This window comes from Variovorax soli NBRC 106424, assembly GCF_001591385.1.
GTDB lineage: Bacteria > Pseudomonadota > Gammaproteobacteria > Burkholderiales > Burkholderiaceae_C > Variovorax > Variovorax soli.
Genome location: NZ_BCUU01000047.1, coordinates 17,689 through 40,598, shown reverse-complemented (window position 1 = coordinate 40,598; position 22,910 = coordinate 17,689). Strand labels below are relative to the sequence as shown.

Here is a 22,910-nt window from a genome sequence, read left to right as displayed (position 1 = left end):
AGCCTCGGCCGCGGGGGCCGGCGAGGAAGGCGGCGCCACCCGCTTGCGCGGCGGCGGCGCCGGAGCCGCCTCGGCAGAGCCGCCCGCAGCCACACCCGTACCCGTACCTGGACCTTGGGCCACACGTGCCGGACGCGAGGGCCTCGCTTGCGAGAGAGAAGAAGCAGGCACGCCCGCCCCTTCCCCTGCGGCCGCGGCCGGCGCCGGCAGCGGGAGTCGCGAGGGTGACGCCACGACCGGCGGCGCCTCCGGGAGATCGGCCAGCAGGACATACTGGCGCGTAGACTTCGCCACGCAACCGGCGGTGAGTTTCACCGTGACGACCGGCTCCTCGACGGCGCGCGTGGTACGCAAGCGCACCCTCGGGGCGTCGGGGCTCGGGCCAGGGTCGAGCGAAAGGGTCACCCGCTTGTCGTCCAGACGGGCCTCGCCTTGCAGCACATCCGCTTCAAGGCACAGACTGTCGCCCGACTCGCTGCGATCCAGTTCGAGCGGAATCACCAGGTCCAGCGGCTTGCCTATCCAGGCGCTGCCCGCCGGCCGCCCGATGGTCAGGGCCGAAGACTGGAACGCAGCGCCGATCAAGAGAAGGCCGGCAGTGAGTCGCAAAGCTTGCAAGGGAGCGGACAGTAATAAAAGGTAAACACATTCTGACACGTCGGCCAGCACTTAACACTTACGTAGAGACATTCAAAAAATGACTGTGACCTTTTCCAAGATTGGCGTTGTTGGCGCAGGCGCGATGGGGCGCGGGATTGCCCAGATTGCCGCGCAGGCCGGCAGCGACGTCCTGCTCGTGGACAGCCAGCCCGGCGCGGCCCAGCGTGGCCTCGAGGCCATCACCGCCCAGTGGGCCAGACTCCAGGAAAAAGGCAAGCTGGACGCGGCGACCCAGGCCGCGCTGGCCACCCGGCTCCATGCCGTGGAGTCGATCCAGGCGCTGGCCGAGTGCGACCTGGTGATCGAAGCCGTCGTGGAAAACCTGGAGGTCAAGCGCAACCTCTTTCGCGAACTGGAGTCGGTCGTTTCGGAAGGCGCTGCGCTGGTGACCAACACCTCGTCGCTCTCGGTCACCGCCATCGCGGCCGGCCTGGCGCGGCCGGAGCGCTTTGCCGGCTACCACTTCTTCAACCCGGTGCCGCTGATGAAGGTGGTCGAGGTGGTCGCGGGCTTCAAGACCGAACGCGCCCTGTGCGGCCGGCTGGCCACCTACGCCAAGGAAATGGGGCACAGCGCCGTGCACACGCAGGATACGCCCGGCTTCATCGTCAACCATGCCGGCCGGGGCTACGGCACGGAGGCCCTGCGCATCGCCTCAGAAGGCGTGGCGGATTTCGCCACCATCGACCGCATCCTCAAGGACCAGGCCGGTTTTCGCCTCGGCCCCTTCGAGTTGCTGGACCTGACGGCGCTGGACGTGTCGCACCCCGTCATGGAGTCCATCTACCACCAGTACTATGAAGAGCCGCGCTTTCGCCCCAGCGTGATCACCGCCCAGCGCCTGGCGGCCGGCGCCCTGGGCCGCAAGACCGGCGAAGGTTTCTACCGCTACGTCGACGGTGTGCAGCAGGTCCCGGCCGAGCCGCCCGCGCCCACCCTCGACAAGTTGCCGGCCGTCTGGGTGTCGCCGCGCGCGGCACGCCGGCCGGAACTGCTGCGGCTGGTGCACGACCTGGGCGCCCAGATCGAAACTGGTGCCGGGCCCTCTTCCGCTGCGCTCATCCTTGTGGCGCCGCTTGGCTTCGATGTCACGACTGTGGCGGCCGTCGACCGGCTCGACGCCACGCGCACAGTGGGCATCGACATGCTGGTGGACGACGCCGCCACCAAGCGCCGCGTGCTGGCCGGCACGCCCGCCACCCGCCGCGACATTCGGGAAGCCGCGCATGCCCTGTTCGCGCGTGACGGCAAGGCCGTGAGCGTGATCCGCGACTCCGGCGGCTTCGTCACGCAACGCGTGGTGGCCACCATTGTCAACATCGCGTCCGACATGTGCCAGCAGCAGGTCTGTTCGCCCGCCGACCTGGAAACCGCGGTGCGCCTGGGCCTGGGCTACCCGCAAGGCCCGCTCGCCATGGGCGACCTGTACGGGCCGACCAACATGCTCGAGGTGCTGTTCAACATGCAGACGGTGTACGGCGACCCGCGCTACCGCCCCAGCCCGTGGCTGCGCCGCCGCGGCGCCCTGGGCCTGAGCCTCACCCACCAGGAAGACTGAACAACCGAAGGCAACCCCATGACCGCACAACTCAAGAGCAGCACGCAGGACGGCACCATGGTGCTGACGATTTCCAACCCCTCGCAGCGCAACGCGCTCGGGCCGGAGATCTACGCCGCCGGCATCGAGACACTCAATCGCGCAGGCACCAGCGCCGAGGTGCGCAGCGTGGTGCTGACCGGCGAAGGCCCCTGGTTCTGCGCCGGTGGCTCTTTGCAGCGCCTGCAGGCCAATCGCGAGCGCGAACCCGAGTTCCAGGCGCAGAGCATCGAGAGCCTGCACAACTGGATCGATGCGATGCGGGCCTTTCCCAAGCCGATCATCGCGGCGGTGGAAGGCGCAGCGGCCGGCGCCGGCTTTTCGCTCACGCTGGCGTGCGACTTCATCGTGGCAGCGCGCGACGCCATCTTTGCTGCCTCGTACAGCAACATTGCCCTGTCACCCGACGGCGGCATGAGCTGGCACCTGTCGCAATTCCTGCCGCGGCAGATCGTCAGCGAATGGATGATGCTGGGCGAGCGCATCGGCGCCGAGCGGCTGCACGCGCTGGGCGTGGTCAACCGCCTCGCCGAAAGCGGCCAGGCCTTGAATGATGCACTGGCGCTCGCTGCCCAGTTGAATGGCCGCGCGCCCAATGCGCTGGCCAGCGCCAAGGAACTGCTCAACGAAGGCCGCGGCGCCAGCCTGTCCGGGCAGCTTGATGCCGAGCGCGACCATTTCGTGCGCAATCTTCACCATGCCAACGCCGGCATCGGCATCGCTGCCTTCCTGGCGAAGGAGAAGCCGCGCTACGCCTGAAGAAAAGCCACGAGGTCACCCTCGTGACAAGCACGCAGATTTCAGTCGCGGACAGGACAGACCATGGACGACCCCATTCTTACCATCGAGGAACGTGAAGCGATCAACAGTGGTCGCTGGTTCAGTTCCCTTTCCCCCTCGCTACGGCACGACATTCTTCGATGCGCATTCGTCAAACGCTACAAGGACGGCGAGCTGATCGCCGCGCGTGGCGATCCGCCGGAATCGTGGATCGCCTGCGCCAGGGGCGCCGTGCGGGTGAGTTCGACGGCGGTGTCGGGCAAGCAGATCACCTTCACCTACGTGGAGCCGGGCATCTGGTTCGGCGACGTGGCGATGTTCGACGGAGACCGGCGCACGCACGATGCCTATGCGCACGGCGACACCACCATCCTGTGCGTGGCGCGTGCCGACTTCAACAAGATCCTTGCCACGCACATCGAGCTGTACGAAGCGCTCATGCGGCTGCAGGCGCGGCGCATCCGCCAACTCTTCGGCCTGGTGGAAGACCTCAACACGCTGCCCTTGCGTGCGCGCCTGGCCAAGCAGCTCATCCACCTGGTGCGCAGCTACGGCGTCCCGAACCTCGCGGACGGAAGCCAGATGCGCATCGGCCTGCATCTGGCGCAGGAAGAACTGGCGCAGTTGCTGGGCGCTTCGCGCCAACGGGTGAATCAGGAACTCAAGGCCATGGAGCGCGAGGAAGCCATTCGCATCGAACCGGGTGGACTGGTCGTGCTGGATCGCGCGGCGCTGATGCGCATTTCCGAAGCAGCAGAGCAATAAGAAGCCAGACATGACACAGCAGGACTTCAGCAATTTCATCGGGACGCGCGCCGTTTCCAGCCAGCACGCATTCGATACTGGCGCACTCGCGGCCTGGCTCGACAAAAACCTGCCCGGCTTCAAGGGGCCGCTCACGGTGGAGATGTTCAAGGGCGGCCAGTCCAACCCGACCTACAAGCTCGTCACGCCGACGAAGAGCTACGTGATGCGCGCCAAGCCCGGGCCGGTCGCCAAGCTGCTGCCTTCGGCGCACGCCATCGAGCGGGAGTACAAGGTGATGAGCGGCCTGGCCGGCACCGACGTGCCCGTGCCCGAGATGTACTGCCTGTGCGAAGACGAATCGGTGATCGGCCGCGCCTTCTACGTCATGGAGTTCATGCAGGGCCGCGTGCTGTGGGACCAGTCGCTGCCCGGCATGAGCAATGCCGAACGTGCGGCCCACTACGACGAGATGAACCGCGTCATTTCGGCGCTGCACACGGTGAAGTTCGCCGAACGCGGCCTGGCCGACTACGGCAAGCCCGGCAACTATTTCGAGCGCCAGATCGGCCGCTGGAGCAAACAGTACAAGGCCTCGGCCGACGGCGCCGGCGAACTGTCACAGCCCATCGACGAGATGGAGCGGCTGATCGACTGGCTGCCCGCCAACATGCCCGCCAGCGCACGCGACGAAAGCAAGGTGTCGATCGTGCACGGCGACTACCGCCTCGACAATGTGATGTTCCATGCCACCGAGCCGCGCATCATCGCGGTGCTGGACTGGGAGCTGTCGACGCTGGGCCACCCTCTGGCCGACTTCGCCTACCACTGCATGTCCTGGCACATGCCCCCCACCACGGGCCGCGGCATCGGCGGCGTGGACGTGGCGGCGCTGGGCATTCCGACCGAGAGCCAGTACATCCGCCGCTACTGCGAGCGCACCGGCATCAGCACGCCCGAGGCGCTGGCGCCCGACTGGAACTTCTACCAGGCCTACAACCTGTTCCGCATGGCCGCGATCCTGCAAGGCATTGCCAAGCGCGTCGAGGCCGGCACCGCCTCGAGCGAACAGGCCGTGGCCTCCGCCCGCGGCGCGCGACCCATGGCGCAGATGGCCTGGCAATTCGCCCAGCGCGCCTGACCCCTTCCCCACCTGGAGACATCTCATGGACTTCGACTATTCCGCCAAAACCAAGGACCTGCAGAAGCGCGTCACCGCCTTCATGGAGGACAACATCTACCCCGCGGAAGCCGAATACTCGGCCGAAATGGCCGCCAACACCGCCGCCGGCAAGCGCTGGAGCGCCCTGCAGACGGTGGAAAAGCTCAAGGTCAAGGCCAAGGCGCAAGGCCTGTGGAACCTGTTCCTGCCGGTGGACAGCGCGCATGCGTCGGGCTACGAAGGCGCAGGCCTGACCAACATGGAATACGCACCGCTGGCCGAGATCATGGGCCGCGTGCCATGGGCCAGCGAAGCCTTCAACTGCTCCGCGCCCGATACCGGCAACATGGAGACCATCGCCCGCTACGGCTCGGAAGAGATCAAGGCGCGCTGGCTCAAGCCGCTGCTCGAAGGCGAGATCCGCTCGGCCTTCGCCATGACCGAGCCCGAAGTGGCGTCGAGCGACGCCACCAACATCTGCACCCGCATCGAGCGCCAGGGCGACGAGTACGTCATCAACGGCCACAAGTGGTGGATCTCGGGGGCGGCCGATCCGCGCTGCAAGGTGTTCATCACCATGGGCAAGTCCGATCCGGACGCGCCCAAGCACTCGCAGCAGAGCATGATCATCGTGCCGGCCGACGCCAAGGGCATCCGCATCGTGCGGCCCCTGAACGTGATGGGCTACGACGATGCGCCGCACGGCCACGTCGAGATGTACTTCGAGAACGTGCGCGTGCCCGCCTCCAACATGCTGCTGGGCGAAGGCCGCGGCTTCGAGATCGCGCAAGGGCGCCTGGGCCCCGGCCGCATCCACCACTGCATGCGCCTGATCGGCCTGGCCGAGCGCGCGCTGGAGCTGATGTGCAAGCGCGCCTCCTCGCGCGTGGCCTTCGGCAAGACCGTGGCATCGCAGACGGTGACGCAGGAGCGCATTGCCGAAGCCCGCTGCAAGATCGACATGGCCCGCCTGCTCACGCTCAAGGCCGCCTGGCTGATGGACGTGGCCGGCAACAAGGTCGCCAAGAACGACATCGCCATGATCAAGGTGGTGGCGCCCAGCATGGCCTGCCAGGTGATCGACTGGGCCATGCAGGTGCACGGCGGCGGCGGCATGTGCGACGACTTCCCGCTGGCCAACGCCTACGCCCACGCCCGCACGCTGCGTTTTGCCGACGGCCCGGACGAGGTGCACCGCAACGCCATCGCCAAGTGGGAGCTGGGCAAGTACTCGGCCAACCACAAGGACGAGCCGATGCCCGTCACGCGCTTCTGATCGGCCGGACGCAAAGAAAAAAGGCCCGCAGCGCTCGACGCTGCGGGCCTTTTTCTATTCTCGATCTAGAGCTTCTTCTGCATGAAGGTGGCGGTGCCGAAGCTCGGGTCGAGCTGGTAGCCGGCAAAGCCTTCCCTCTCGTACGACTTCATCGCCTGGGTGTTTCCGGTGAGCACCTCGAGCGTGAGCTTGCAGGCGCCCCGCTCGCGCGCCAGTTCCTCCACCTTGGCCAGCATCATCGGCGCAATGCGCCGGCCCCGGTGGCTTTCGAGCACCACCACGTCGTGCACGTTGACCAGCGGCTTGCTGGCGAAGGTGGAAAATCCCTCGAAGCAGTTGACCAGCCCCACCGCCTGCTCGCCCTCGAAGGCCAGCACGCTGAATGCGTAGGGACGCCGGGCCAGCTCATCCAGCAGATGGCGCCGGACATACTCGCCCAGCGGCGCGCCACCGCCTGCAGGATCGCGGGCATAGGCATCGAGCAAGAACAGCAGCGCCTCGCGATGCGCCGGGTCGGCGTAGTCGGCCAGGCGGACGTCGATCTGCGCCACCTCAGGCCGCCCCGACCGTTGCAGCCAGGCGGCGCGCGCAGGCTTCGGCCTGCTGCGGATCGCGCGCTTCCACCATCACGCGAAGCAGCGGCTCGGTGCCGCTGGCGCGAATGAGCACGCGGCCGCTGTCGCCCAGTTCGTCTTCCACCTTGCGGGTTTCGTCCTGCAGGGCGCCGTTGCGCTGCCAGTCCTGGCCATTGGACATGCGCACATTGATGAGCGTCTGCGGAAAGAGCTGAACGTCGGCCAGCAACTGAGCCACGGTCTTGCCGCTGCGCTGGCAGGCCTGCAGCACCTGCAGCGCGCTGACGATGCCGTCGCCGGTGGTCTGCTTGTCCAGCGCCAGCAGGTGGCCCGAACCCTCGCCGCCCAGAAGCCATCCGCGCTTGTCCAGTTCCTCGAGCACGTAGCGGTCGCCCACCTTGGCGCGCACGAAGTCGATGCCGCGCTCGCGCAAGGCCACTTCCACGGCCTTGTTGGTCATCAGCGTGCCGACCACGCCCGCCACGCGTTCGCCGCGGCCGAGGCGTTCGGACACCATCAGGTACAGCAGTTCGTCGCCATTGAACAGGCGCCCATCCGCATCCACGAGCTGCAGGCGGTCCGCATCGCCGTCCAGCGCAATGCCGTAGTGCGCGCCCTGCGCCTTGACCGCCTCGATCAGGGCTTGGGGGTGCGTGGCGCCGACGCCCTTGTTGATGTTCAAGCCATCCGGCGCACAGCCGATGCTCGTGACATCGGCCCCGAGCTCGTGGAACACCTTGGGCGCCACCTGGTAGGCCGCGCCGTGCGCGCCATCCACCACCAGCTTCATGCCGCGCAGGGTCAGGTCGTTGGCAAAGGTGCTCTTGCAGAACTCGATGTAGCGGCCGGCCGCGTCGTCCAGCCGGCGCGCCTTGCCGAGGTTGGCCGAATCCGCCCACACGGGTGCGTCGTCGAGGATGTCTTCCACCGCCAGCTCCCAGGCGTCGTCGAGCTTGGTGCCCTGGGCGCTGAAGAACTTGATGCCGTTGTCCGGATAGGCGTTGTGGCTGGCACTGATGACCACGCCGAGGTCCGCACGCAGCGCCCGCGTGAGATAGGCCACGCCGGGCGTGGGCAGCGGGCCGAGCAGCACCACATCCACGCCGGCAGAGTTGAAGCCCGATTCGAGCGCGCTTTCCAGCATGTAGCCGGAGATCCGCGTGTCCTTGCCGATCAGCACCTTGGGGCGCGGCTCGCTGCGCTTGAGCACGCGGCCCACCGCGTGCGCCAGCCGGAGCACGAAATCCGGCGTGATGGGGGCGGTGCCCACCGTGCCGCGAATGCCGTCGGTACCGAAGTATTGGCGACTGCTCATCTGGAAGATCCTTCCTGTTGTTGTGTTTGCATGCCGTGGACGGCCCGCCAGACAGCGAGGGCCGCCACCGTTTCCTTGACGTCGTGCACGCGCACGATGCGCGCGCCGCGCTCGACGGCCAGCAGCGCTGCTGCCACGCTGGGCACCATGCGCTCGGCCGCGTTCTGGATGCCGCTGACCGCGCCAAGCGAACTCTTGCGCGACCACCCCGCCAGCAGCGGATAGCCCAGGGCCAGCAGTTCGGCCTGCTTTTCGAGCAGCTCGAAATTCTGCATCACTGTCTTGCCGAAACCGATGCCCGGATCGATGACGATGCGCGATGGGTGCACGCCCGCAGCCCTCAAAGCGGTGGCCCGTTCAGCCAGAAAGGCCTGCACCGCGCCCAGCACCTCGCCGCTCATGGGGGCAGCCTGCATGGTCTGCGGATCGCGGTGCATGTGCATCAGGCAGACGCCGCAGTCGGGGTAGGAGGCGACCGCTTCCAGCGCCCCCGGCTGCCGCAGCGCCCAGATGTCGTTGACGATGTCGGCACCGGCATCGAGCACCTCGCGCATCACCTGCGGCTTGTAGGTATCGACCGAGACTGGCACGCCCAGCTTCACCGCCTCGCGGACCACCGGCATCACCCGGGCCAATTCTTCGTTGAGGGGCACGGCAGGGCTGCCTGGCCGGGTCGATTCGCCGCCGATGTCCAGGATGTGGCAGCCCTCACGCAGCAATTGCTCGCAATGCGCCAGCGCCTGCGACGCGGTGCCGTGCGTGCCGCCGTCGGAAAACGAATCGGGCGTGACGTTGACGATGCCCATCACGCGCGGCTGCGCGAGGTCGATGAGGAAGCGCGAGGTCTGCCAGTTCATGCCCATGCCAATGATCTCGCCGCGCCATGCGGGCGGCCACGAAAAACGGGGCGCGAGGCCCCGTCTTGATTGTCGCTTTTGCCTTCAGGCCACCGTCGGCGACGGGTCGGGCTTGACGGCGGGCGATCCGCCGCTGCCGCCGCCATCCGCCGAAGGCGGCACGCGCGGCGTCCAGTCCTTGGGCGGACGGGGCTCGCGGCCGGCCATGATGTCGTCCAGCTGCTCGGTGTCGATGGTTTCCCATTCCAGCAGGGCCTTGGCCATCGCGTGCATCTTGTCCGAGTTTTCCTCGATCAGGCGGCGCGCCAGGGCGTACTGCTCGTCGATGATGCGGCGTACCTCGGCGTCGACCTTCTGCATGGTCGATTCGCTCATGTTGGTGGTCTTGGTGACCGAACGGCCCAGGAACACTTCGCCTTCGTTCTCGGCGTACACCATGGGGCCCAGCGCCTCGCTCATGCCGTACTTCATCACCATGTCGCGCGCCAGGTTGGTGGCGCGCTCGAAGTCGTTGGAAGCACCCGTGGTCATCTGGTGCATAAACACTTCTTCGGCAATGCGGCCGCCGAACAGCATGCTGATCTGGTTGAGCATGTATTCGCGGTCGTAGCTGTAGCGGTCGTTCTCGGGCAGGCTCATGGTCACGCCCAGCGCACGGCCGCGCGGGATGATGGTGACCTTGTGGACCGGGTCGCACTTGGGCAGCAGCTTGCCGATGAGGGCGTGGCCGGACTCGTGGTAGGCCGTGTTGCGGCGCTCTTCCTCGGGCATGACCATGCTCTTGCGCTCGGGGCCCATGAAGATCTTGTCCTTGGCCTTCTCGAAGTCCTGCATCTCGACCACGCGGGCATTGCGGCGCGCTGCCATCAGCGCGGCTTCGTTGCAGAGGTTGGCCAAGTCGGCGCCGGACATGCCGGGCGTGCCGCGGGCGATGATCGCCGGGTTCACGTCCTGGCCCAGCGGCACCTTGCGCATGTGCACGTTCAGGATCTGCTCGCGGCCCCGGATGTCGGGCAGCGTCACGTAGACCTGGCGGTCGAAGCGGCCCGGGCGCAGCAAGGCGGCGTCCAGGATGTCCGGGCGGTTGGTGGCGGCCACCACGATCACACCCAGGTTGGTCTCGAAGCCGTCCATCTCGACCAGCATCTGGTTGAGGGTCTGCTCGCGCTCGTCGTTGCCGCCACCCAGGCCGGCGCCACGCTGGCGGCCCACGGCGTCGATTTCGTCGATGAAGATGATGCAGGGCGCGTTCTTCTTGGCGTTCTCGAACATGTCGCGCACGCGCGCCGCGCCCACGCCGACGAACATTTCGACGAAGTCGGAGCCGGAAATGGAGAAGAACGGCACCTTGGCTTCGCCCGCGATGGACTTGGCCAGCAGCGTCTTGCCGGTACCCGGGGGGCCGACCAGCAGCAGGCCGCGCGGAATGCGGCCGCCCAGCTTCTGGAATTTGGCCGGGTCCTTCAGGAAGTCGACAACCTCCTTGACTTCTTCCTTGGCCTCGTCGCAGCCGGCGACGTCGGCGAAGGTGACCTGGTTGTTGTTCTCGTCGAGCATGCGCGCCTTGCTCTTGCCGAAGCTGAAGGCGCCGCCCTTGCCGCCGCCCTGCATCTGGCGCATGAAGTAGACCCACACGCCGATCAGCAGCAGCATCGGGCCCCAGCTGACCAGCAGGGTCATGAGCAGGGAGCCTTCTTCGCGCGGCTTGACGTCGAACTTGACGTTGTTGTTGATCAGGTCGCCCACCAGGCCCCGGTCGAGGTAGGTGGCGGTGGTGCGGATCTTCCGGTCGTCCGTGGTGACTGCGACGATCTCGCTGCCGCCCTGGCCTTCCTGGATGGTGGCGCTCTTGATGCGGTTGGAGCGCACCTCTTCAAGGAAATCGGAGTACCCGACATAGCCGGCCCCGGCGGCGCCGCGGGTGTCGAACTGCTTGAACACAGTGAACAACACCATGGCGATGACGAGCCAGACGGCAACTTTGGAAAACCACTGATTGTTCAAACGAAGCTCCAGTCGGGAAAAGCGCGGGCACGCCCAAAATGAGGATGCCGGCATGCCGATAGTCGGCAATTGGCGCTCATTTTAGGCTTTTCAAGCTGCGAAACCTTTGGAAAAGCCCATAGCAGCCATAGGTTGCTCCAGGATTTCAGCACGCCCGGCCCGTATCAATTGGTATCGGCCTTCTTCAGGCCCACCCCCACCAGGAAGGTTTCGGACGACTTGTCCCGCGAAGCCTTGGGCTTGAATGGTTTCACGACGCGGAAATGCACCTTGAAAAGGGCAACCAATTCGTTGTAGCCGCTGCCGTGAAAAACCTTGGCCACCAGCGCGCCCTCGGGCTTGAGGTGGTGCTGGGCGAAATCCACCGCCAGTTCGATCAGGTGCGCCACCCGGGCGGTATCGGCCGACTCGATGCCCGACAGGTTGGGCGCCATGTCCGAGACCACGACGTCGGCCTTGCGCCCGGCCATGGCTTCCTCGAGCTGGCCAAGCACCGCTTCTTCGCGGAAATCGCCGTGGATGAAGTGCACACCTTCGATCGGCTCCATGGGCAGGATGTCCAGCGCGATGATGGTGCCGTGCAGTTCACCCACGGCTGCGCCGGCCGGCGACAGGCGGCGCCGCACGTACTGGCTCCAGGCCCCAGGCGTCGACCCCAGGTCGACCACCACGTGCCCGGGCTTGATCAGGCCCAGCGTCTCGTCGATTTCCTTGAGCTTGTAGGCGGCGCGCGCGCGGTAGCCCTCCCGCGTGGCCAGTTTCACCCACGGGTCGTTGACGTGGTCGTTGAGCCACGCTTTATTGATCTTCTTGCTTTTGGTTTTGACCTTCATCTGCGCCCCGATAATACGGGGATGCCCGCCATTCAACTTACCCCCGCCCAGCGCAAGGTGCACCGTGCCGAAGCGCACCATCTGGATCCGATCGTGATGGTCGGCGGCGACGGGCTCACGCCAGCCGTCAAAAAAGAAGCCGACGCCGCCCTCAAGGCCCACGGCCTGATCAAGATCCGCGTCTTCTCGGACGACCGCCTCGCACGCGACGCCATGCTGCAGACCCTGGCCGACGAGCTCGACGCCGCGCCCATCCAGCACATCGGCAAGCTGCTGGTGCTGTGGCGCCCCAAGCCCGAGAAGGAACGCACGGTCGACGAAGACCGCATGCCCGGCCCGCGCGACGTGAAGATCCTCAAGTACAGCAAGCGCGGCGGCCAGCGCCCCGAAGTCAAGATGCTGCGCGTGCTGGGCAACCAGCGCCTGACGGCCGGCGGCACCATCAAGCGCGCCAAGCCGAAGAAGATCTCGACCAAGAAGCGCCGCCAGGCCGACTGACGACGCATGATGCGCCACATCATCTGCATGAAATGGGGCACGAAGTACGAGCCCTATTACGTCAACAACCTCTATGCGATGGCTCGCCGGCACCTGACCGGCGAGTTTCGCTTCATCTGCCTCACCGACGATGCCAAGGGCATCCGCAGCGAGGTCGAGTGTTTTCCCATTCCGCCGGTGGAGATCGCCCCTGAGGCGGCCGGCGTGCGCGACCGCGCCTGGAAGAAGCTCACCACCTTCAGCCCTGTGCTGAAGGATGAATACGGGCTGGAGGGCACCGCCCTCTTCCTGGACCTGGACGTGGTGGTCGTGGGCAGCCTCGACGACTTCTTCACCCAGCCCGGCGAGTTCCTGATCATCAAGGACTACCGCCGGCCCTGGCGCGTGACGGGCAACTCGTCGGTCTACCGCTTCGAGATCGGCGCCCTGCCCGACGTGCTGCAGTACTTCCGCGACCACGAAGTGGAACTGCGCGAGCGCTTTCGCAACGAGCAGACCTACCTCTCGGACTACCTGCACAACAAGGGCAAGCTCAAGTACTGGCCGAGCGAGTGGTGCCCGAGCTTCAAGTACCACGGCATTCCCTTGTGGCCCAGCAACTACTGGCGCCGCCCCTTCGTGCCCGAGGGTGCGCGCATCGTGATCTTCCACGGGGAATGCAATCCGCCGGATGCGCTGGCGGGGCGCCGCAACCGGCGCTTTCGCTTCATCCGCCCGGCCACTTGGGTGGCCGAGCACTGGCACGAATAAGGCGGAAGAAGGCGCTCAGGCCGGCGGCGGCCTGAGCACGCGCCACAGCACCGTGGCGGCGCAGGCCCACTGGACCAGGTAGGCACCGCTGCCGAGCGCGTGCCAGAACTTGAGGTTCTCGCGGGCGATGATGCGCGGCGCAATGCCGAACTCCCCCACCAGGGCCAGCAGCAAGCCGAGAATCACGAAGAGGATGGCGCGGTCCACCGCCTTGGCCGCATCCCCCATCCGCTCCGAACGCGAAACGCCCAGAAGCAACAGCGCGCAGGCGATCGACACCCAGGCCTGGGCCGTGAAAAGCCGCGCCGCCATGCGCCCCGCCTCGGCCGGCGTCGGCAGGTTCTGGAACAGCATCGGCACCACGATGAAGCCGATGACCGACAGGCTCACCCACCAGAAGGCGGCGGCCAGGGCGGGGAGGCGTGCGCTCAAGGCTTGCCGCGTCTTCAGACGTAGGAAACGCCGACGATCTCGTAGCGCTTGACCCCGCCGGGTGCCTGCACCTCGGCAGTGTCGCCTTCTTCCTTGCCGATGAGGGCGCGGGCGATCGGGCTGCCGACGTTGATGCGGCCTTCCTTCAGGTCGGCCTCGTCTTCGCCGACGATCTGGTAGCGCACCGCCTCGCCGGAATCTTCCTCTTCCAGCTCGACCGTGGCACCGAACACGACCTTGCCGCCGCCGTCGAGCGCGCTGGGGTCGATGACCTGCGCAATGGACAGCTTGCCTTCGATTTCCTGGATGCGGCCCTCGATGAAGCCCTGGCGGTCCTTGGCCGCGTCGTAGTCGGCGTTTTCGCTCAAGTCACCCTGCGCGCGCGCTTCGGCAATGGCGTTGATGACCCAGGGGCGATCGACGGTCTTCAAGCGGTGCAGCTCTTCCTTGAGCTTTTCTGCACCGCGCTTGGTGATGGGAATGGTTGCCATGATTTCTTGTAGCGTCAAAAAGCGAAACCGCCGAACGTCGCCGTTCGGCGGTAACTTGGTTGCGAACTTGTCTCGGGGAAATTCTAGACCAGCGTGCGGCCGGTGAGACGGCTGAGGATGGCCAGCGGGCTTGCACCCGGATTGTATTGGCTGTCAGCCGGCAGGTGCAGGGTCTGTTCCATCATGAATTGCCCTGACATGACGGCGTGCGAGGTCTGGTCGGAGAAGCATACCCACACGGAACCTGCGGGAAATGGCACCGTTTCCTGGACCGAGTCGCGCTGGTAGTCCAGGTCGGACTTCATGCCGTCGTGCAGTTGCAGCATGAGGTGGTCGTACTCGCTGCGAAAGGACTTGGTCACGTGCAGCGCCTGCAGCACCTTGGCCTGCCATGCCGAATAGGGCTTGGCCCGCGGCAGGAAGCGCCTGGCCACGTCCTCGAAAGGCTCGCCGACGCGCCACACGCGCGGTGCGCCGTCGGGATTGACGTTGGTGAAGACGCGCAGGATGCGCTCACCGTAGTTGGGCCGCGACGGAAACGAATCGACGTGCAGCCGGCGGTCGTCCGCGCGCCAGGACTGGACGCGCGTTTCCACTTGCGCCGGCCGAAAGCTCGTGGGCGCCATGCGCAGATGCGGACCGTAGGCCGGCAACAGGCCGTCGATGAGCGCCCTGGCCTGCTGGCGAAAGCGCCCGATCATGGCCGCCACGTCGTGCTGGATCTTTTCGTCGCCCACCACGCCCTTGAGCTTGCCGTTGCCGTCCAGGCTGATGTTGCGCACCTTGGGCGCGAGCAGCCTGGGGTCGAGAAAGGCGCGCTCTTCAGGCTTGAACTCGAAGCCGAGCTTGGGAAAGAAGAGCACCTTGCCCGCCTCGAGCGCCTCGATCCAGGACTCGTTGGGCGTGGGAACGCGCCATTCGTTCAGATCGAGTTCGACGATTTGCGATGCCATGGTGACCTGCTCTCCTGTCGCCTGCCTCAGGCGGCTGCCAACTGGTCGTGCATCTCCTGCACGGAGATCACGCTCAGCTCGTTCATGTGCTTCATGCCTTCCACCGCGGCTTCGGCGCCGAAGATGGTGGTGATGGTGGTCACGCGGGCCAGCAGCGCCGACGTGCGGATCTGGCGCGAGTCAGCAATGGCGTTGCGGCGCTCTTCCACCGTGTTGATGACCAAGGCAATCTCGTTGTTCTTGATCATGTCCACGATGTGCGGGCGGCCTTCGGTGACCTTGTTGACCACTTCGCACTTGACGCCGCCGGCCTGGATGGCCGCCTGCGTCCCCTTGGTGGCGATCAGCTCGAAGCCCAGCGCCGCCAGGCCGCGCGCCACTTCGACGGCACGCGCCTTGTCGTTGTTCTTCACCGAGATGAAGACCTTGCCCGACTTGGGCAGGTGCGTGCCGGCGCCCAGCTGCGACTTCACGAAGGCTTCGCCGAAGGTCTTGCCCACGCCCATCACTTCACCGGTGGACTTCATCTCGGGGCCGAGGATGGTGTCCACGCCCGGGAACTTGACGAAGGGGAACACGGCCTCCTTCACGCTGAAGTAAGGCGGCGTGACTTCCTTGGTGATGCCCTGCTTGGCCAGCGAGGTGCCCGCCATGCAGCGCGCCGCCACCTTGGCCAGCTGGATGCCGGTGGCCTTGCTCACATAGGGCACGGTGCGCGAAGCACGCGGGTTCACTTCGAGCACGTAGATCACGTCCTTGCCATCCACTTCCTGGATGGCGAACTGCACGTTCATCAGGCCCACCACGTTCAGGGCCTTGGCCATGGCAGCGCTCTGGCGCTTGAGCTCGGCCACCGTCTCGGCGCGCAGGCTATAGGGCGGCAGCGAGCAGGCCGAGTCGCCCGAGTGCACACCCGCCTGTTCGATGTGCTCCATCACGCCGCCGATGAGCGTGGCGCCTTCGGCGTCACGCAGGCAGTCGACGTCGCACTCGATGGCGTCGTTCAGGAAGCGGTCCAGCAGCACCGGCGAATCGTTGCTCACCTTGACGGCCTCGCGCATGTAGCGCTCCAGGTCGCGCTGCTCGTGCACGATTTCCATGGCGCGGCCGCCCAGCACGTAGCTGGGACGCACCACCAGCGGGTAGCCCAGCGACGCGGCCTTTTCCAGGGCCTCGGCTTCGGTGCGGGCGGTGGCGTTGGGCGGCTGGCGCAGGCCCAGCTCGTGCAGCAGCTTCTGGAAGCGCTCGCGGTCTTCTGCGGCGTCGATCATGTCGGGCGTGGTGCCGATGATCGGAACGCCGTTGGCTTCCAGGTCGAGCGCGAGCTTCAGCGGCGTCTGGCCGCCGTACTGAACGATCACGCCGGTGGGCTTTTCCTTGTCGACGATCTCCAGCACGTCCTCGAGCGTGAGCGGCTCGAAGTACAGGCGGTCGGAGGTGTCGTAGTCGGTGGACACGGTCTCCGGGTTGCAGTTGACCATGATGGTCTCGTAGCCGTCCTCGCGCATGGCGAGCGCAGCATGCACGCAGCAATAGTCGAACTCGATGCCCTGGCCGATGCGGTTGGGGCCGCCGCCGAGCACCATGATCTTCTTCTTGTTGGTCGGCGCGGCCTCGCACTCTTCCTCGTAGGTCGAGTACATGTAGGCGGTGTTCGTGGCGAACTCGGCCGCGCAGGTGTCCACGCGCTTGTAGACCGGGCGTACACCCAGGGCGCGGCGCTTTTCGCGCACGGCCGTGTCGGTGGTGCGCAGCTGCTTGGCCAGGCGGCGGTCGGAGAAGCCCTTCTGCTTCAGGATGCGCAGCGTGGCAGCGTCGATCTCTTGAAGCGTCTTGGTTTCCAGCTCGAGCTCGATCTTCACGATCTCCTCGATCTGCACCAGGAACCAGCGGTCGATCTTGGTGAGGGCGAACACTTCGTCCACCGTCATGCCTTGTGCGAACGCGTCACCCACGTACCAGATGCGCTCGGGCCCGGGCTCGCCCAGTTCCTTCTCGAGCACTTCGCGGTCCTGCGTCTTCTCGTTCATGCCGTCGACGCCAACCTCGAGGCCACGCAGCGCCTTCTGGAACGATTCCTGGAAAGTGCGGCCCATGGCCATCACTTCGCCGACGGACTTCATCTGCGTGGTCAGGCGCGAATCGGCCTGCGGGAACTTCTCGAAGGCGAAGCGTGGGATCTTGGTGACCACGTAGTCGATCGAGGGCTCGAACGACGCCGGCGTGGCGCCGCCGGTGATCTCGTTGCGCAGCTCATCGAGCGTGTAGCCGATGGCCAGCTTGGCGGCGACCTTGGCAATCGGGAAGCCGGTGGCCTTGGAGGCCAGCGCCGACGAACGCGACACACGCGGGTTCATCTCGATGACGATCATGCGGCCGTCCTTCGGATTGACCGAGAACTGCACGTTGGAGCCGCCCGTGTCCACGCCGATCTCGCGCAGCACCGCCAGCGAGGCGTTGCGCATGATCTGGTATTCCTTGTCCGTCAGCGTCTGCGCCGGGGCCACGGTGATCGAGTCGCCGGTGTGCACGCCCATCGGGTCGAGGTTCTCGATGGAGCACACGATGATGCAGTTGTCCGCCTTGTCGCGGACCACTTCCATCTCGTACTCCTTCCAGCCGAGCAGCGACTCTTCGATCAGCAACTCGTTGGTGGGCGAGGCTTCCAGGCCGCGCTTGCAGATGATCTCGAACTCTTCCGGGTTGTAGGCGATGCCGCCACCGGTGCCGCCCAGCGTGAAGCTGGGGCGGATGACGGTGGGGAAGCCCACGTTCTTCTGCACCGCCCAGGCCTCGTCCATGGAGTGCGCAATGCCCGAACGCGCCGAGCCCAGGCCGATCTTGGTCATCGCGTCCTTGAACTTCAGGCGGTCTTCGGCCTTGTCGATGGCCTCGGGCGAGGCGCCGATCAGCTCGACCTTGTACTTGTCGAGCACGCCGTTGCGCCACAGGTCGAGGGCGCAGTTCAGCGCCGTCTGGCCGCCCATGGTCGGCAGGATCGCGTCGGGGCGCTCCTTGGCGATGATCTTCTCGACCGTCTGCCAGGTGATGGGCTCGATGTAGGTGACGTCGGCCGTGGCCGGGTCGGTCATGATCGTGGCGGGGTTGCTGTTGATCAGGATGACCTTGTAGCCCTCTTCGCGCAGCGCCTTGCAGGCCTGCACGCCCGAGTAGTCGAACTCGCAGGCCTGGCCGATGATGATCGGGCCGGCGCCGATGATGAGGATGCTCTTGATGTCTGAACGCTTAGGCATTCTTGTTCTCCGTCGTCTTGTGCTTTTCCATCAATGCCGCGAAGCGATCGAACAAGTAAGCAATGTCGTGCGGGCCGGGCGAGGCTTCCGGATGGCCCTGGAAGCAGAAGGCCGGCTTGCTGGTGTGGGCCAGGCCCTGCAGCGTGTTGTCGAACAGGCTGATGTGCGTGGGGCGCAGCGTGGCGGGCAGCGACTTCTCGTCCACCGCGAAGCCGTGGTTCTGGCTGGTGATGCTCACGCGGCCGTTGTCCAGGTCCTTCACCGGATGGTTCGCGCCGTGGTGGCCGAACTTCATCTTGTAGGTCTTGGCGCCCAGGGCCAGCGCCATGATCTGGTGGCCCAGGCAGATGCCGAAGGTGGGGATGCCGGTCTCGATGAGTTCCTTGACGGCCGAAATGGCGTAGTCGCAAGGCTCCGGGTCGCCGGGGCCGTTGGCCAGGAAGATGCCGTCCGGCTTGAGCTTGAGCACGTCGGCCGCGGGCGTCTGCGCCGGCACCACCGTGATGCGCGCGCCGCGCTGGGCGATCATGCGCAGGATGTTCTTCTTCACGCCGAAGTCGAAGGCCACGACGTGGAACTTGGGCGTGATCTGCACGCCGTAGCCGGCGCCGAGCTTCCACTCGGTCTGCGTCCACTCGTAGGTTTCCTTGACCGACACCACCTTGGCGAGGTCGAGGCCCGACATGCTCGGCGCGCCCTTGGCCGCCGCGATGGCCTTGTCGATGAGCGCCTGCGTGACCGCTTCGCCGTCCTTCAGGCCCAGGATGCAGCCGTTCTGCGCGCCGTTGGTGCGCAGGTGGCGGGTCAGCTTTCGGGTGTCGATGTTGGCGATGGCCACCGTGTTCCCTGCACGCAGGTACTCGGTCAGCGTGGCCGTCTTGCGGAAGTTGGACGCCACCAGCGGCAGGTCGCGGATGATGAGGCCAGCGGCATGGATCTTGTCGGCCTCGATGTCTTCCTCGTTGACGCCGTAGTTGCCGATGTGCGGATACGTCAGGGTGACGATCTGCTGGCAGTAGCTGGGGTCGGTGAGGATTTCCTGGTAGCCGGTGATGGCGGTGTTGAACACCACTTCACCAACCGTGGTGCCGGCGGCACCGATCGACTGACCGAGAAAGACCGTGCCGTCTGCAAGCGCCAGGATGGCGGGCGGGAAAGTTCCCTGAAGAGACAAAAGCACTGGGTTCTCCGGATGGATGACGCCCACAGCGAACCCAAGATGCCAACATGTCGTGCGACAAGGCGGCGGGGTTGCAACTTTCGTCGAAGGTAGAGCTTGCGTGCGCGGCGGGCTAGGTATGAGCGGGAAAGCCTCTCATTATAGCCAGTGCTTTCGGTGTTTCTACTGAGAAGCCAGTCCGATGGCCGCACTGGCGTGCAGGCATATGGCCGCCGCGGCGGCGACATTGAGCGATTCTTCCCCGCCAGGCTGGGCGATGCGGATCAATTTGGATGCGCGCCGCTGCAATTCGGGCGAAACGCCCTGCCCTTCGTGCCCCATCAGCCAGGCGCAGGGGTTGGGCAGGCTCCGGTTGGCCTGCGCCTCGTGCAGCCACTGGCCGTCGTGCGAGCTGGTGGCCAGCATGGGCAACCGCAACGCATCGAGGGCGTCCAGTGTCACGCCCTCGATCAGCCGCAGGCCGAAATGGGCCCCCATGCCGGCGCGAAGCACCTTGGGCGCCCACAAGGCCGCGGTGCCCTTGAGCGCAACCACCTGCTGGAAGCCGAAGGCCGCCGCGCTGCGCAGGATCGAGCCGACATTGCCGGCGTCCTGCAGGCGGTCCAGCACCACGGTGGCCGCATCGGCCCGAAGTTCGGCCGGTGCCGGCGTGCCGATCACGAAGCCCATGGGCGCCGGCGACTCGAGCCCGCTGACGCCGTGCAGCAGCGCATCGGGCAGCACGACGGTCTTGGGGGCGCAGCCCTCCCACTCGTGGCGCCGCGCCTGCCAGAACGACTCCGTGAACACGGCGATGGCGGGCCGCACGCCGCGTTCGCGCGCCGCCCGGCAAAGATGGTCGCCCTCCAGCCAGACCCGGCCGAGCTTGCGGTATGCGCCGGGATCCTGCGCCAACTTGCGCAAGTCCTTGAGCAGCGGGTTGTCGCGCGAGGTGATCGACGTGATGTCGGGACTGGTCATGGTGCAGCCGGCGAGCCCGCCTTGGCGGCCAGCACGTCGATGGCGATGCCGGGATTCGTCATCACCGCCGCCACAGGGCTGAAGGAGCGACGGTGATGCACGCACGCGCCGTGGACGCGAAGCGCCTCCAGGTGCTCCGGCGTACCGTAGCCCTTGTGGGAGGCAAAACCGTAGCTCGGAAACTGGCTGTGCAGCTCCTCGCAGAGCCGGTCCCGATGAACCTTGGCCAGGATGGAAGCGGCGGAGATCGCCTTGATGCGCGCATCGCCCCCCACCACCGCCTCGGCCAGCACATCGAGCGTCGGCAGGCGGTTGCCGTCGACCAGCACCTTGGCCGGCTTCAGGCGCAGGCCCTCGACGGCGCGGCGCATGGCCAGCATGGTGGCCTGCAGGATGTTGTGCGTGTCGATCTCTTCCACGCTGGCAAGGGCGACCGAGCAGCACAGCGACTTGGCCATGATCTGGTCGTACAGGCGCTCGCGCTGCTTGGGCGTGAGGGCCTTCGAATCGGCCAGGCCGCGAATCGGACGCATGTCGTCCAGGATCACGGCGGCGGCCACCACGGGGCCCGCCAGCGGACCACGGCCCGCCTCGTCCACGCCAGCCACGAGGCCCGGGACGTCCCAGGCCAGCGGGGCCTGCTTAGCCTTCAAGAACTTGCTCGATCGCATCGGCACACAGTGTGGGCGTATCGCGCAGCAATTCGGCATGCAGCGCGGTGAATCTTTGTTGCAATGCCTGCACCTTGTCAGGCGAGCGCAGCCAAGCGAGCGTGGCCTGCGCCAGGGCCTGCGGCGTGGCTTCGTGCTGGATCAGCTCGGGCACCACAAATTCGCGGCACAGGATATTGGGCAGGCCGACCCAGGGCTGTAACTGCTTGCGGATCATCAGCCGCCAGGTCAGCGAATTCATGTTGTAGGCAATGACCATCGGCCGCTTGAACAGCGCCGCCTCCAGCGTGGCCGTGCCGCTGGCGATGAGCGTGGCGTCGCAGGCGGCCAGCACCGCATGTGATTGGCCGTTGAGCAACATCACGTGCTCGGCCATGCCGCTCGCCCGAAGCATTTGCTCGGCCTCGGCGCGAAGGGCGGGCAAGGTCGGCAGCACGAAGCGGATGCTCGGGTCTTCCTTGCGAATCAGCGCTGCAGCCTCCAGAAAGCGCGAAGCGATGTAGCGCAGCTCGGACTGCCGGCTGCCCGGGAGCAGCGCCACCACCGGCGCATCGGCCGGCAGGCCGAGCGCGGCGCGTGCGGCGGCGCGGTCGGGCTCCTTCGGAATCACCTGGGCCAGCGGATGGCCCACGTAGCTGCCGGCCACGCCCTTTTCCGCCAGCAGCGCCGGCTCGAAGGGGAAGATGCACAGCACGCGGTCGGCCGCCGCGCGGATCTTCTCGATGCGTTCGGGGCGCCAGGCCCAGATCGACGGGCAGACGAAGTGCACCGTCTTCACGCCCTGGGCACGCAAGCCCGCCTCCAGGTCGAGATTGAAGTCCGGGGCATCGACGCCGATGAAGATATCGGGCCGCTCGCTCAGCAGGCGCGCCTTGAGTTTTCGGCGGATGCCCGCGATTTCGGGATAGTGGCGCAGCACCTCGATGTAGCCGCGCACCGCCAGCTTTTCCTGCGGCCACCAGCTCTGGAAGCCCCGCTCCAGCATTCGCGGCCCGCCGATGCCCGCCGCCTGCATGCCCGGCCAGCGCGCCTTCAAGCCGTCGAGCATGAGTCCGGCCAGCAGGTCGCCGGATGCCTCACCCGCGACCAGCGCGAACTGTCGCTGCTGCCCCGTGCTCACGGCCGCCTCAGCGCGCGATGCCGCGCGTGGCGTCGGCCAGGAAGCCGCTCATCAGGGCCACGTCGGGCGCGGCCTCCGGGCTCTGGGCGGCCAGTGCGTCGATGGCCTCGCGCGCCTCCTGCAGGGTCTTGCCCTCGCGGTACAGAATGCGGTGCATCTGCTTCACTGCGGCAAGGCGCGCTGCTGAAAATCCCCGGCGCTTGAGGCCCACGGTGTTGAAGCCGCGCACCGCCAGCGGATTGCCATCCACCAGCATGAAGGGCGGCACGTCCTGCGTCACGGCACTGGCAAAGCCGAGCATGGCGTGCGCACCGACTTTGACGAACTGGTGGATGCCGGTGAGTCCGCCCACGGTGACCCAGTCGCCGATCAGCACATGCCCGGCCAGCGTGGTGTTGTTGGCCATGGTCGTGTTGTTGGCGATATGGCAATCGTGCGCAATGTGGCAGTAGGCCATGATCCAGTTGTCGTCGCCGATGGTGGTGCGTCCACCGGCGCCGGGCACGCCGCGATTGAAGGTGCAGAACTCACGCACCGTGTTGCGGTCGCCGATGATGAGTTCGGTGTCCTCGCCCTTGTATTTCTTGTCCTGCGGATCGGCCCCGATCGAACTGAACTGGAAAAAGCGATTGTCCCGGCCAATGGTGGTGCGGCCCTCGACCACGCAGTGCGCGCCAATCGAAGTGCCCGCACCGATGCGCACCTCGGGCCCGACCACGGCATAGGGCCCCACAGAGACCGTCGAGTCCAGCTGCGCCTTGGGATCGACGATGGCCGTCTGGTGAATCTGCGTCATGC

At 66.3% G+C, this 22,910-nt stretch carries 22 protein-coding genes; 7 read left to right on the top strand and 15 right to left on the bottom strand.

Annotated elements, in window-relative coordinates; translation table 11 throughout:
- A partial coding sequence (locus VSO01S_RS27155) for a type IV pilus assembly protein FimV (protein WP_373282900.1) occupies positions 1-585 on the bottom strand: 585 nt, incomplete at its 3' end.
- 112 nt (positions 586-697) lie between these two features.
- Between VSO01S_RS27155 and VSO01S_RS15060 the strand changes: the two genes are divergently transcribed.
- From VSO01S_RS15060 to VSO01S_RS15040, 5 genes are all read left to right on the top strand, one after another.
- On the top strand, positions 698-2,218 hold the full coding sequence (locus tag VSO01S_RS15060) for a 3-hydroxyacyl-CoA dehydrogenase (RefSeq protein WP_068643631.1): 1,521 nt from the start codon (positions 698-700) through the stop codon (positions 2,216-2,218).
- An 18-nt stretch (positions 2,219-2,236) separates the two neighbouring features.
- Positions 2,237-3,016, top strand: coding sequence for an oxepin-CoA hydrolase, alternative type (locus tag VSO01S_RS15055; RefSeq protein WP_068643630.1), 780 nt, complete (start codon positions 2,237-2,239; stop codon positions 3,014-3,016).
- 63 nt (positions 3,017-3,079) lie between these two features.
- On the top strand, positions 3,080-3,802 hold the full coding sequence (locus VSO01S_RS15050; protein ID WP_068643629.1) for a Crp/Fnr family transcriptional regulator: 723 nt from the start codon (positions 3,080-3,082) through the stop codon (positions 3,800-3,802).
- Between the two features lie 10 nt (positions 3,803-3,812).
- Complete coding sequence (locus tag VSO01S_RS15045; protein ID WP_068643628.1) at positions 3,813-4,922, top strand: phosphotransferase; 1,110 nt, start codon at positions 3,813-3,815, stop codon at positions 4,920-4,922.
- A gap of 25 nt (positions 4,923-4,947) precedes the next feature.
- On the top strand, positions 4,948-6,219 hold the full coding sequence (locus VSO01S_RS15040) for an acyl-CoA dehydrogenase family protein (protein ID WP_068643627.1): 1,272 nt from the start codon (positions 4,948-4,950) through the stop codon (positions 6,217-6,219).
- Positions 6,220-6,284: 65 nt separating this feature from the next.
- On the opposite strand, the gene VSO01S_RS15035 is transcribed toward VSO01S_RS15040, so the two are convergent.
- From VSO01S_RS15035 to VSO01S_RS15015, 5 genes are all read right to left on the bottom strand, one after another.
- Positions 6,285-6,770, bottom strand: coding sequence for a GNAT family N-acetyltransferase (locus tag VSO01S_RS15035; RefSeq protein ID WP_068643626.1), 486 nt, complete (start codon positions 6,768-6,770; stop codon positions 6,285-6,287).
- 1 nt (position 6,771) lies between these two features.
- Positions 6,772-8,109: a phosphoglucosamine mutase gene (gene glmM / locus VSO01S_RS15030; protein WP_068643625.1), complete on the bottom strand. Its 1,338-nt coding sequence runs from the start codon at positions 8,107-8,109 to the stop codon at positions 6,772-6,774.
- Positions 8,106-8,966, bottom strand: a complete 861-nt coding sequence (gene folP / locus VSO01S_RS15025) for a dihydropteroate synthase (protein WP_068643636.1) — start codon at positions 8,964-8,966, stop codon at positions 8,106-8,108. Before folP ends, glmM begins: the two co-directional genes overlap by 4 nt.
- A gap of 84 nt (positions 8,967-9,050) precedes the next feature.
- Positions 9,051-10,970: an ATP-dependent zinc metalloprotease FtsH gene (gene ftsH, locus VSO01S_RS15020; protein ID WP_068643624.1), complete on the bottom strand. Its 1,920-nt coding sequence runs from the start codon at positions 10,968-10,970 to the stop codon at positions 9,051-9,053.
- Positions 10,971-11,134: 164 nt separating this feature from the next.
- The gene (locus VSO01S_RS15015) at positions 11,135-11,803 is read right to left on the bottom strand and encodes an RlmE family RNA methyltransferase (RefSeq protein WP_068643623.1); all 669 of its coding nucleotides are present in this window, start codon (positions 11,801-11,803) and stop codon (positions 11,135-11,137) included.
- Between the two features lie 21 nt (positions 11,804-11,824).
- Here VSO01S_RS15015 and VSO01S_RS15010 point away from each other — a divergent pair, with 21 nt between their 5' ends.
- Positions 11,825-12,301 (top strand): YhbY family RNA-binding protein, encoded by a 477-nt coding sequence (locus tag VSO01S_RS15010; RefSeq protein ID WP_068643622.1) that lies wholly within the window; start codon positions 11,825-11,827, stop codon positions 12,299-12,301.
- 6 nt (positions 12,302-12,307) lie between these two features.
- Positions 12,308-13,051 carry a glycosyltransferase gene (locus VSO01S_RS15005; protein WP_068643621.1) on the top strand — a complete coding sequence of 248 codons (744 nt, stop codon included), beginning with the start codon at positions 12,308-12,310 and terminating at the stop codon, positions 13,049-13,051.
- 15 nt (positions 13,052-13,066) lie between these two features.
- Here VSO01S_RS15005 and VSO01S_RS15000 read toward each other — a convergent pair whose 3' ends face one another.
- The 9 genes from VSO01S_RS15000 to lpxA all read right to left on the bottom strand — a co-directional run bounded on the left by VSO01S_RS15000 (position 13,067) and on the right by lpxA (position 22,908).
- Positions 13,067-13,483, bottom strand: a complete 417-nt coding sequence (locus VSO01S_RS15000) for a DUF4149 domain-containing protein (RefSeq protein WP_068643620.1) — start codon at positions 13,481-13,483, stop codon at positions 13,067-13,069.
- 14 nt (positions 13,484-13,497) lie between these two features.
- The gene (gene greA / locus VSO01S_RS14995) at positions 13,498-13,974 is read right to left on the bottom strand and encodes a transcription elongation factor GreA (RefSeq protein ID WP_068643619.1); all 477 of its coding nucleotides are present in this window, start codon (positions 13,972-13,974) and stop codon (positions 13,498-13,500) included.
- An 83-nt stretch (positions 13,975-14,057) separates the two neighbouring features.
- Positions 14,058-14,927: a Kdo hydroxylase KdoO gene (kdoO, locus tag VSO01S_RS14990; protein WP_068643618.1), complete on the bottom strand. Its 870-nt coding sequence runs from the start codon at positions 14,925-14,927 to the stop codon at positions 14,058-14,060.
- A gap of 26 nt (positions 14,928-14,953) precedes the next feature.
- The gene (gene carB / locus VSO01S_RS14985) at positions 14,954-18,181 is read right to left on the bottom strand and encodes a carbamoyl-phosphate synthase large subunit (RefSeq protein ID WP_068643617.1); all 3,228 of its coding nucleotides are present in this window, start codon (positions 18,179-18,181) and stop codon (positions 14,954-14,956) included.
- Complete coding sequence (carA, locus tag VSO01S_RS14980; protein WP_068643616.1) at positions 18,174-19,361, bottom strand: glutamine-hydrolyzing carbamoyl-phosphate synthase small subunit; 1,188 nt, start codon at positions 19,359-19,361, stop codon at positions 18,174-18,176. Before carA ends, carB begins: the two co-directional genes overlap by 8 nt.
- Before the next feature lie 162 nt (positions 19,362-19,523).
- Positions 19,524-20,321 carry a TrmH family RNA methyltransferase gene (locus VSO01S_RS14975; protein WP_068643615.1) on the bottom strand — a complete coding sequence of 266 codons (798 nt, stop codon included), beginning with the start codon at positions 20,319-20,321 and terminating at the stop codon, positions 19,524-19,526.
- Positions 20,318-20,992, bottom strand: a complete 675-nt coding sequence (gene rnhB, locus VSO01S_RS14970; RefSeq protein ID WP_068643614.1) for a ribonuclease HII — start codon at positions 20,990-20,992, stop codon at positions 20,318-20,320. Before rnhB ends, VSO01S_RS14975 begins: the two co-directional genes overlap by 4 nt.
- Positions 20,964-22,112, bottom strand: coding sequence for a lipid-A-disaccharide synthase (lpxB, locus tag VSO01S_RS14965; protein ID WP_174544737.1), 1,149 nt, complete (start codon positions 22,110-22,112; stop codon positions 20,964-20,966). Before lpxB ends, rnhB begins: the two co-directional genes overlap by 29 nt.
- A 7-nt stretch (positions 22,113-22,119) precedes the next feature.
- Positions 22,120-22,908: an acyl-ACP--UDP-N-acetylglucosamine O-acyltransferase gene (lpxA, locus tag VSO01S_RS14960; protein ID WP_068643613.1), complete on the bottom strand. Its 789-nt coding sequence runs from the start codon at positions 22,906-22,908 to the stop codon at positions 22,120-22,122.
- Between the last annotated feature and the right edge of the window lie 2 nt (positions 22,909-22,910).

What these genes read in the sequence shown, in the direction of transcription:
- lpxA (WP_068643613.1), bottom strand. Translation starts at nt 22,908, where the DNA reads ATGACGCAGATTCACCAGACGGCCATCGTCGATCCCAAGGCGCAGCTG.
- VSO01S_RS15060 (WP_068643631.1), top strand. Translation starts at nt 698, where the DNA reads ATGACTGTGACCTTTTCCAAGATTGGCGTTGTTGGCGCAGGCGCGATG.
- carB (WP_068643617.1), bottom strand. Translation starts at nt 18,181, where the DNA reads ATGCCTAAGCGTTCAGACATCAAGAGCATCCTCATCATCGGCGCCGGC.
- VSO01S_RS15055 (WP_068643630.1), top strand. Translation starts at nt 2,237, where the DNA reads ATGACCGCACAACTCAAGAGCAGCACGCAGGACGGCACCATGGTGCTG.
- VSO01S_RS15045 (WP_068643628.1), top strand. Translation starts at nt 3,813, where the DNA reads ATGACACAGCAGGACTTCAGCAATTTCATCGGGACGCGCGCCGTTTCC.
- VSO01S_RS15005 (WP_068643621.1), top strand. Translation starts at nt 12,308, where the DNA reads ATGATGCGCCACATCATCTGCATGAAATGGGGCACGAAGTACGAGCCC.
- VSO01S_RS14975 (WP_068643615.1), bottom strand. Translation starts at nt 20,321, where the DNA reads ATGACCAGTCCCGACATCACGTCGATCACCTCGCGCGACAACCCGCTG.
- VSO01S_RS15040 (WP_068643627.1), top strand. Translation starts at nt 4,948, where the DNA reads ATGGACTTCGACTATTCCGCCAAAACCAAGGACCTGCAGAAGCGCGTC.
- VSO01S_RS15015 (WP_068643623.1), bottom strand. Translation starts at nt 11,803, where the DNA reads ATGAAGGTCAAAACCAAAAGCAAGAAGATCAATAAAGCGTGGCTCAAC.
- VSO01S_RS15010 (WP_068643622.1), top strand. Translation starts at nt 11,825, where the DNA reads ATGCCCGCCATTCAACTTACCCCCGCCCAGCGCAAGGTGCACCGTGCC.
- folP (WP_068643636.1), bottom strand. Translation starts at nt 8,966, where the DNA reads ATGAACTGGCAGACCTCGCGCTTCCTCATCGACCTCGCGCAGCCGCGC.
- rnhB (WP_068643614.1), bottom strand. Translation starts at nt 20,992, where the DNA reads ATGCGATCGAGCAAGTTCTTGAAGGCTAAGCAGGCCCCGCTGGCCTGG.
- kdoO (WP_068643618.1), bottom strand. Translation starts at nt 14,927, where the DNA reads ATGGCATCGCAAATCGTCGAACTCGATCTGAACGAATGGCGCGTTCCC.
- greA (WP_068643619.1), bottom strand. Translation starts at nt 13,974, where the DNA reads ATGGCAACCATTCCCATCACCAAGCGCGGTGCAGAAAAGCTCAAGGAA.
- VSO01S_RS15050 (WP_068643629.1), top strand. Translation starts at nt 3,080, where the DNA reads ATGGACGACCCCATTCTTACCATCGAGGAACGTGAAGCGATCAACAGT.
- glmM (WP_068643625.1), bottom strand. Translation starts at nt 8,109, where the DNA reads ATGAGCAGTCGCCAATACTTCGGTACCGACGGCATTCGCGGCACGGTG.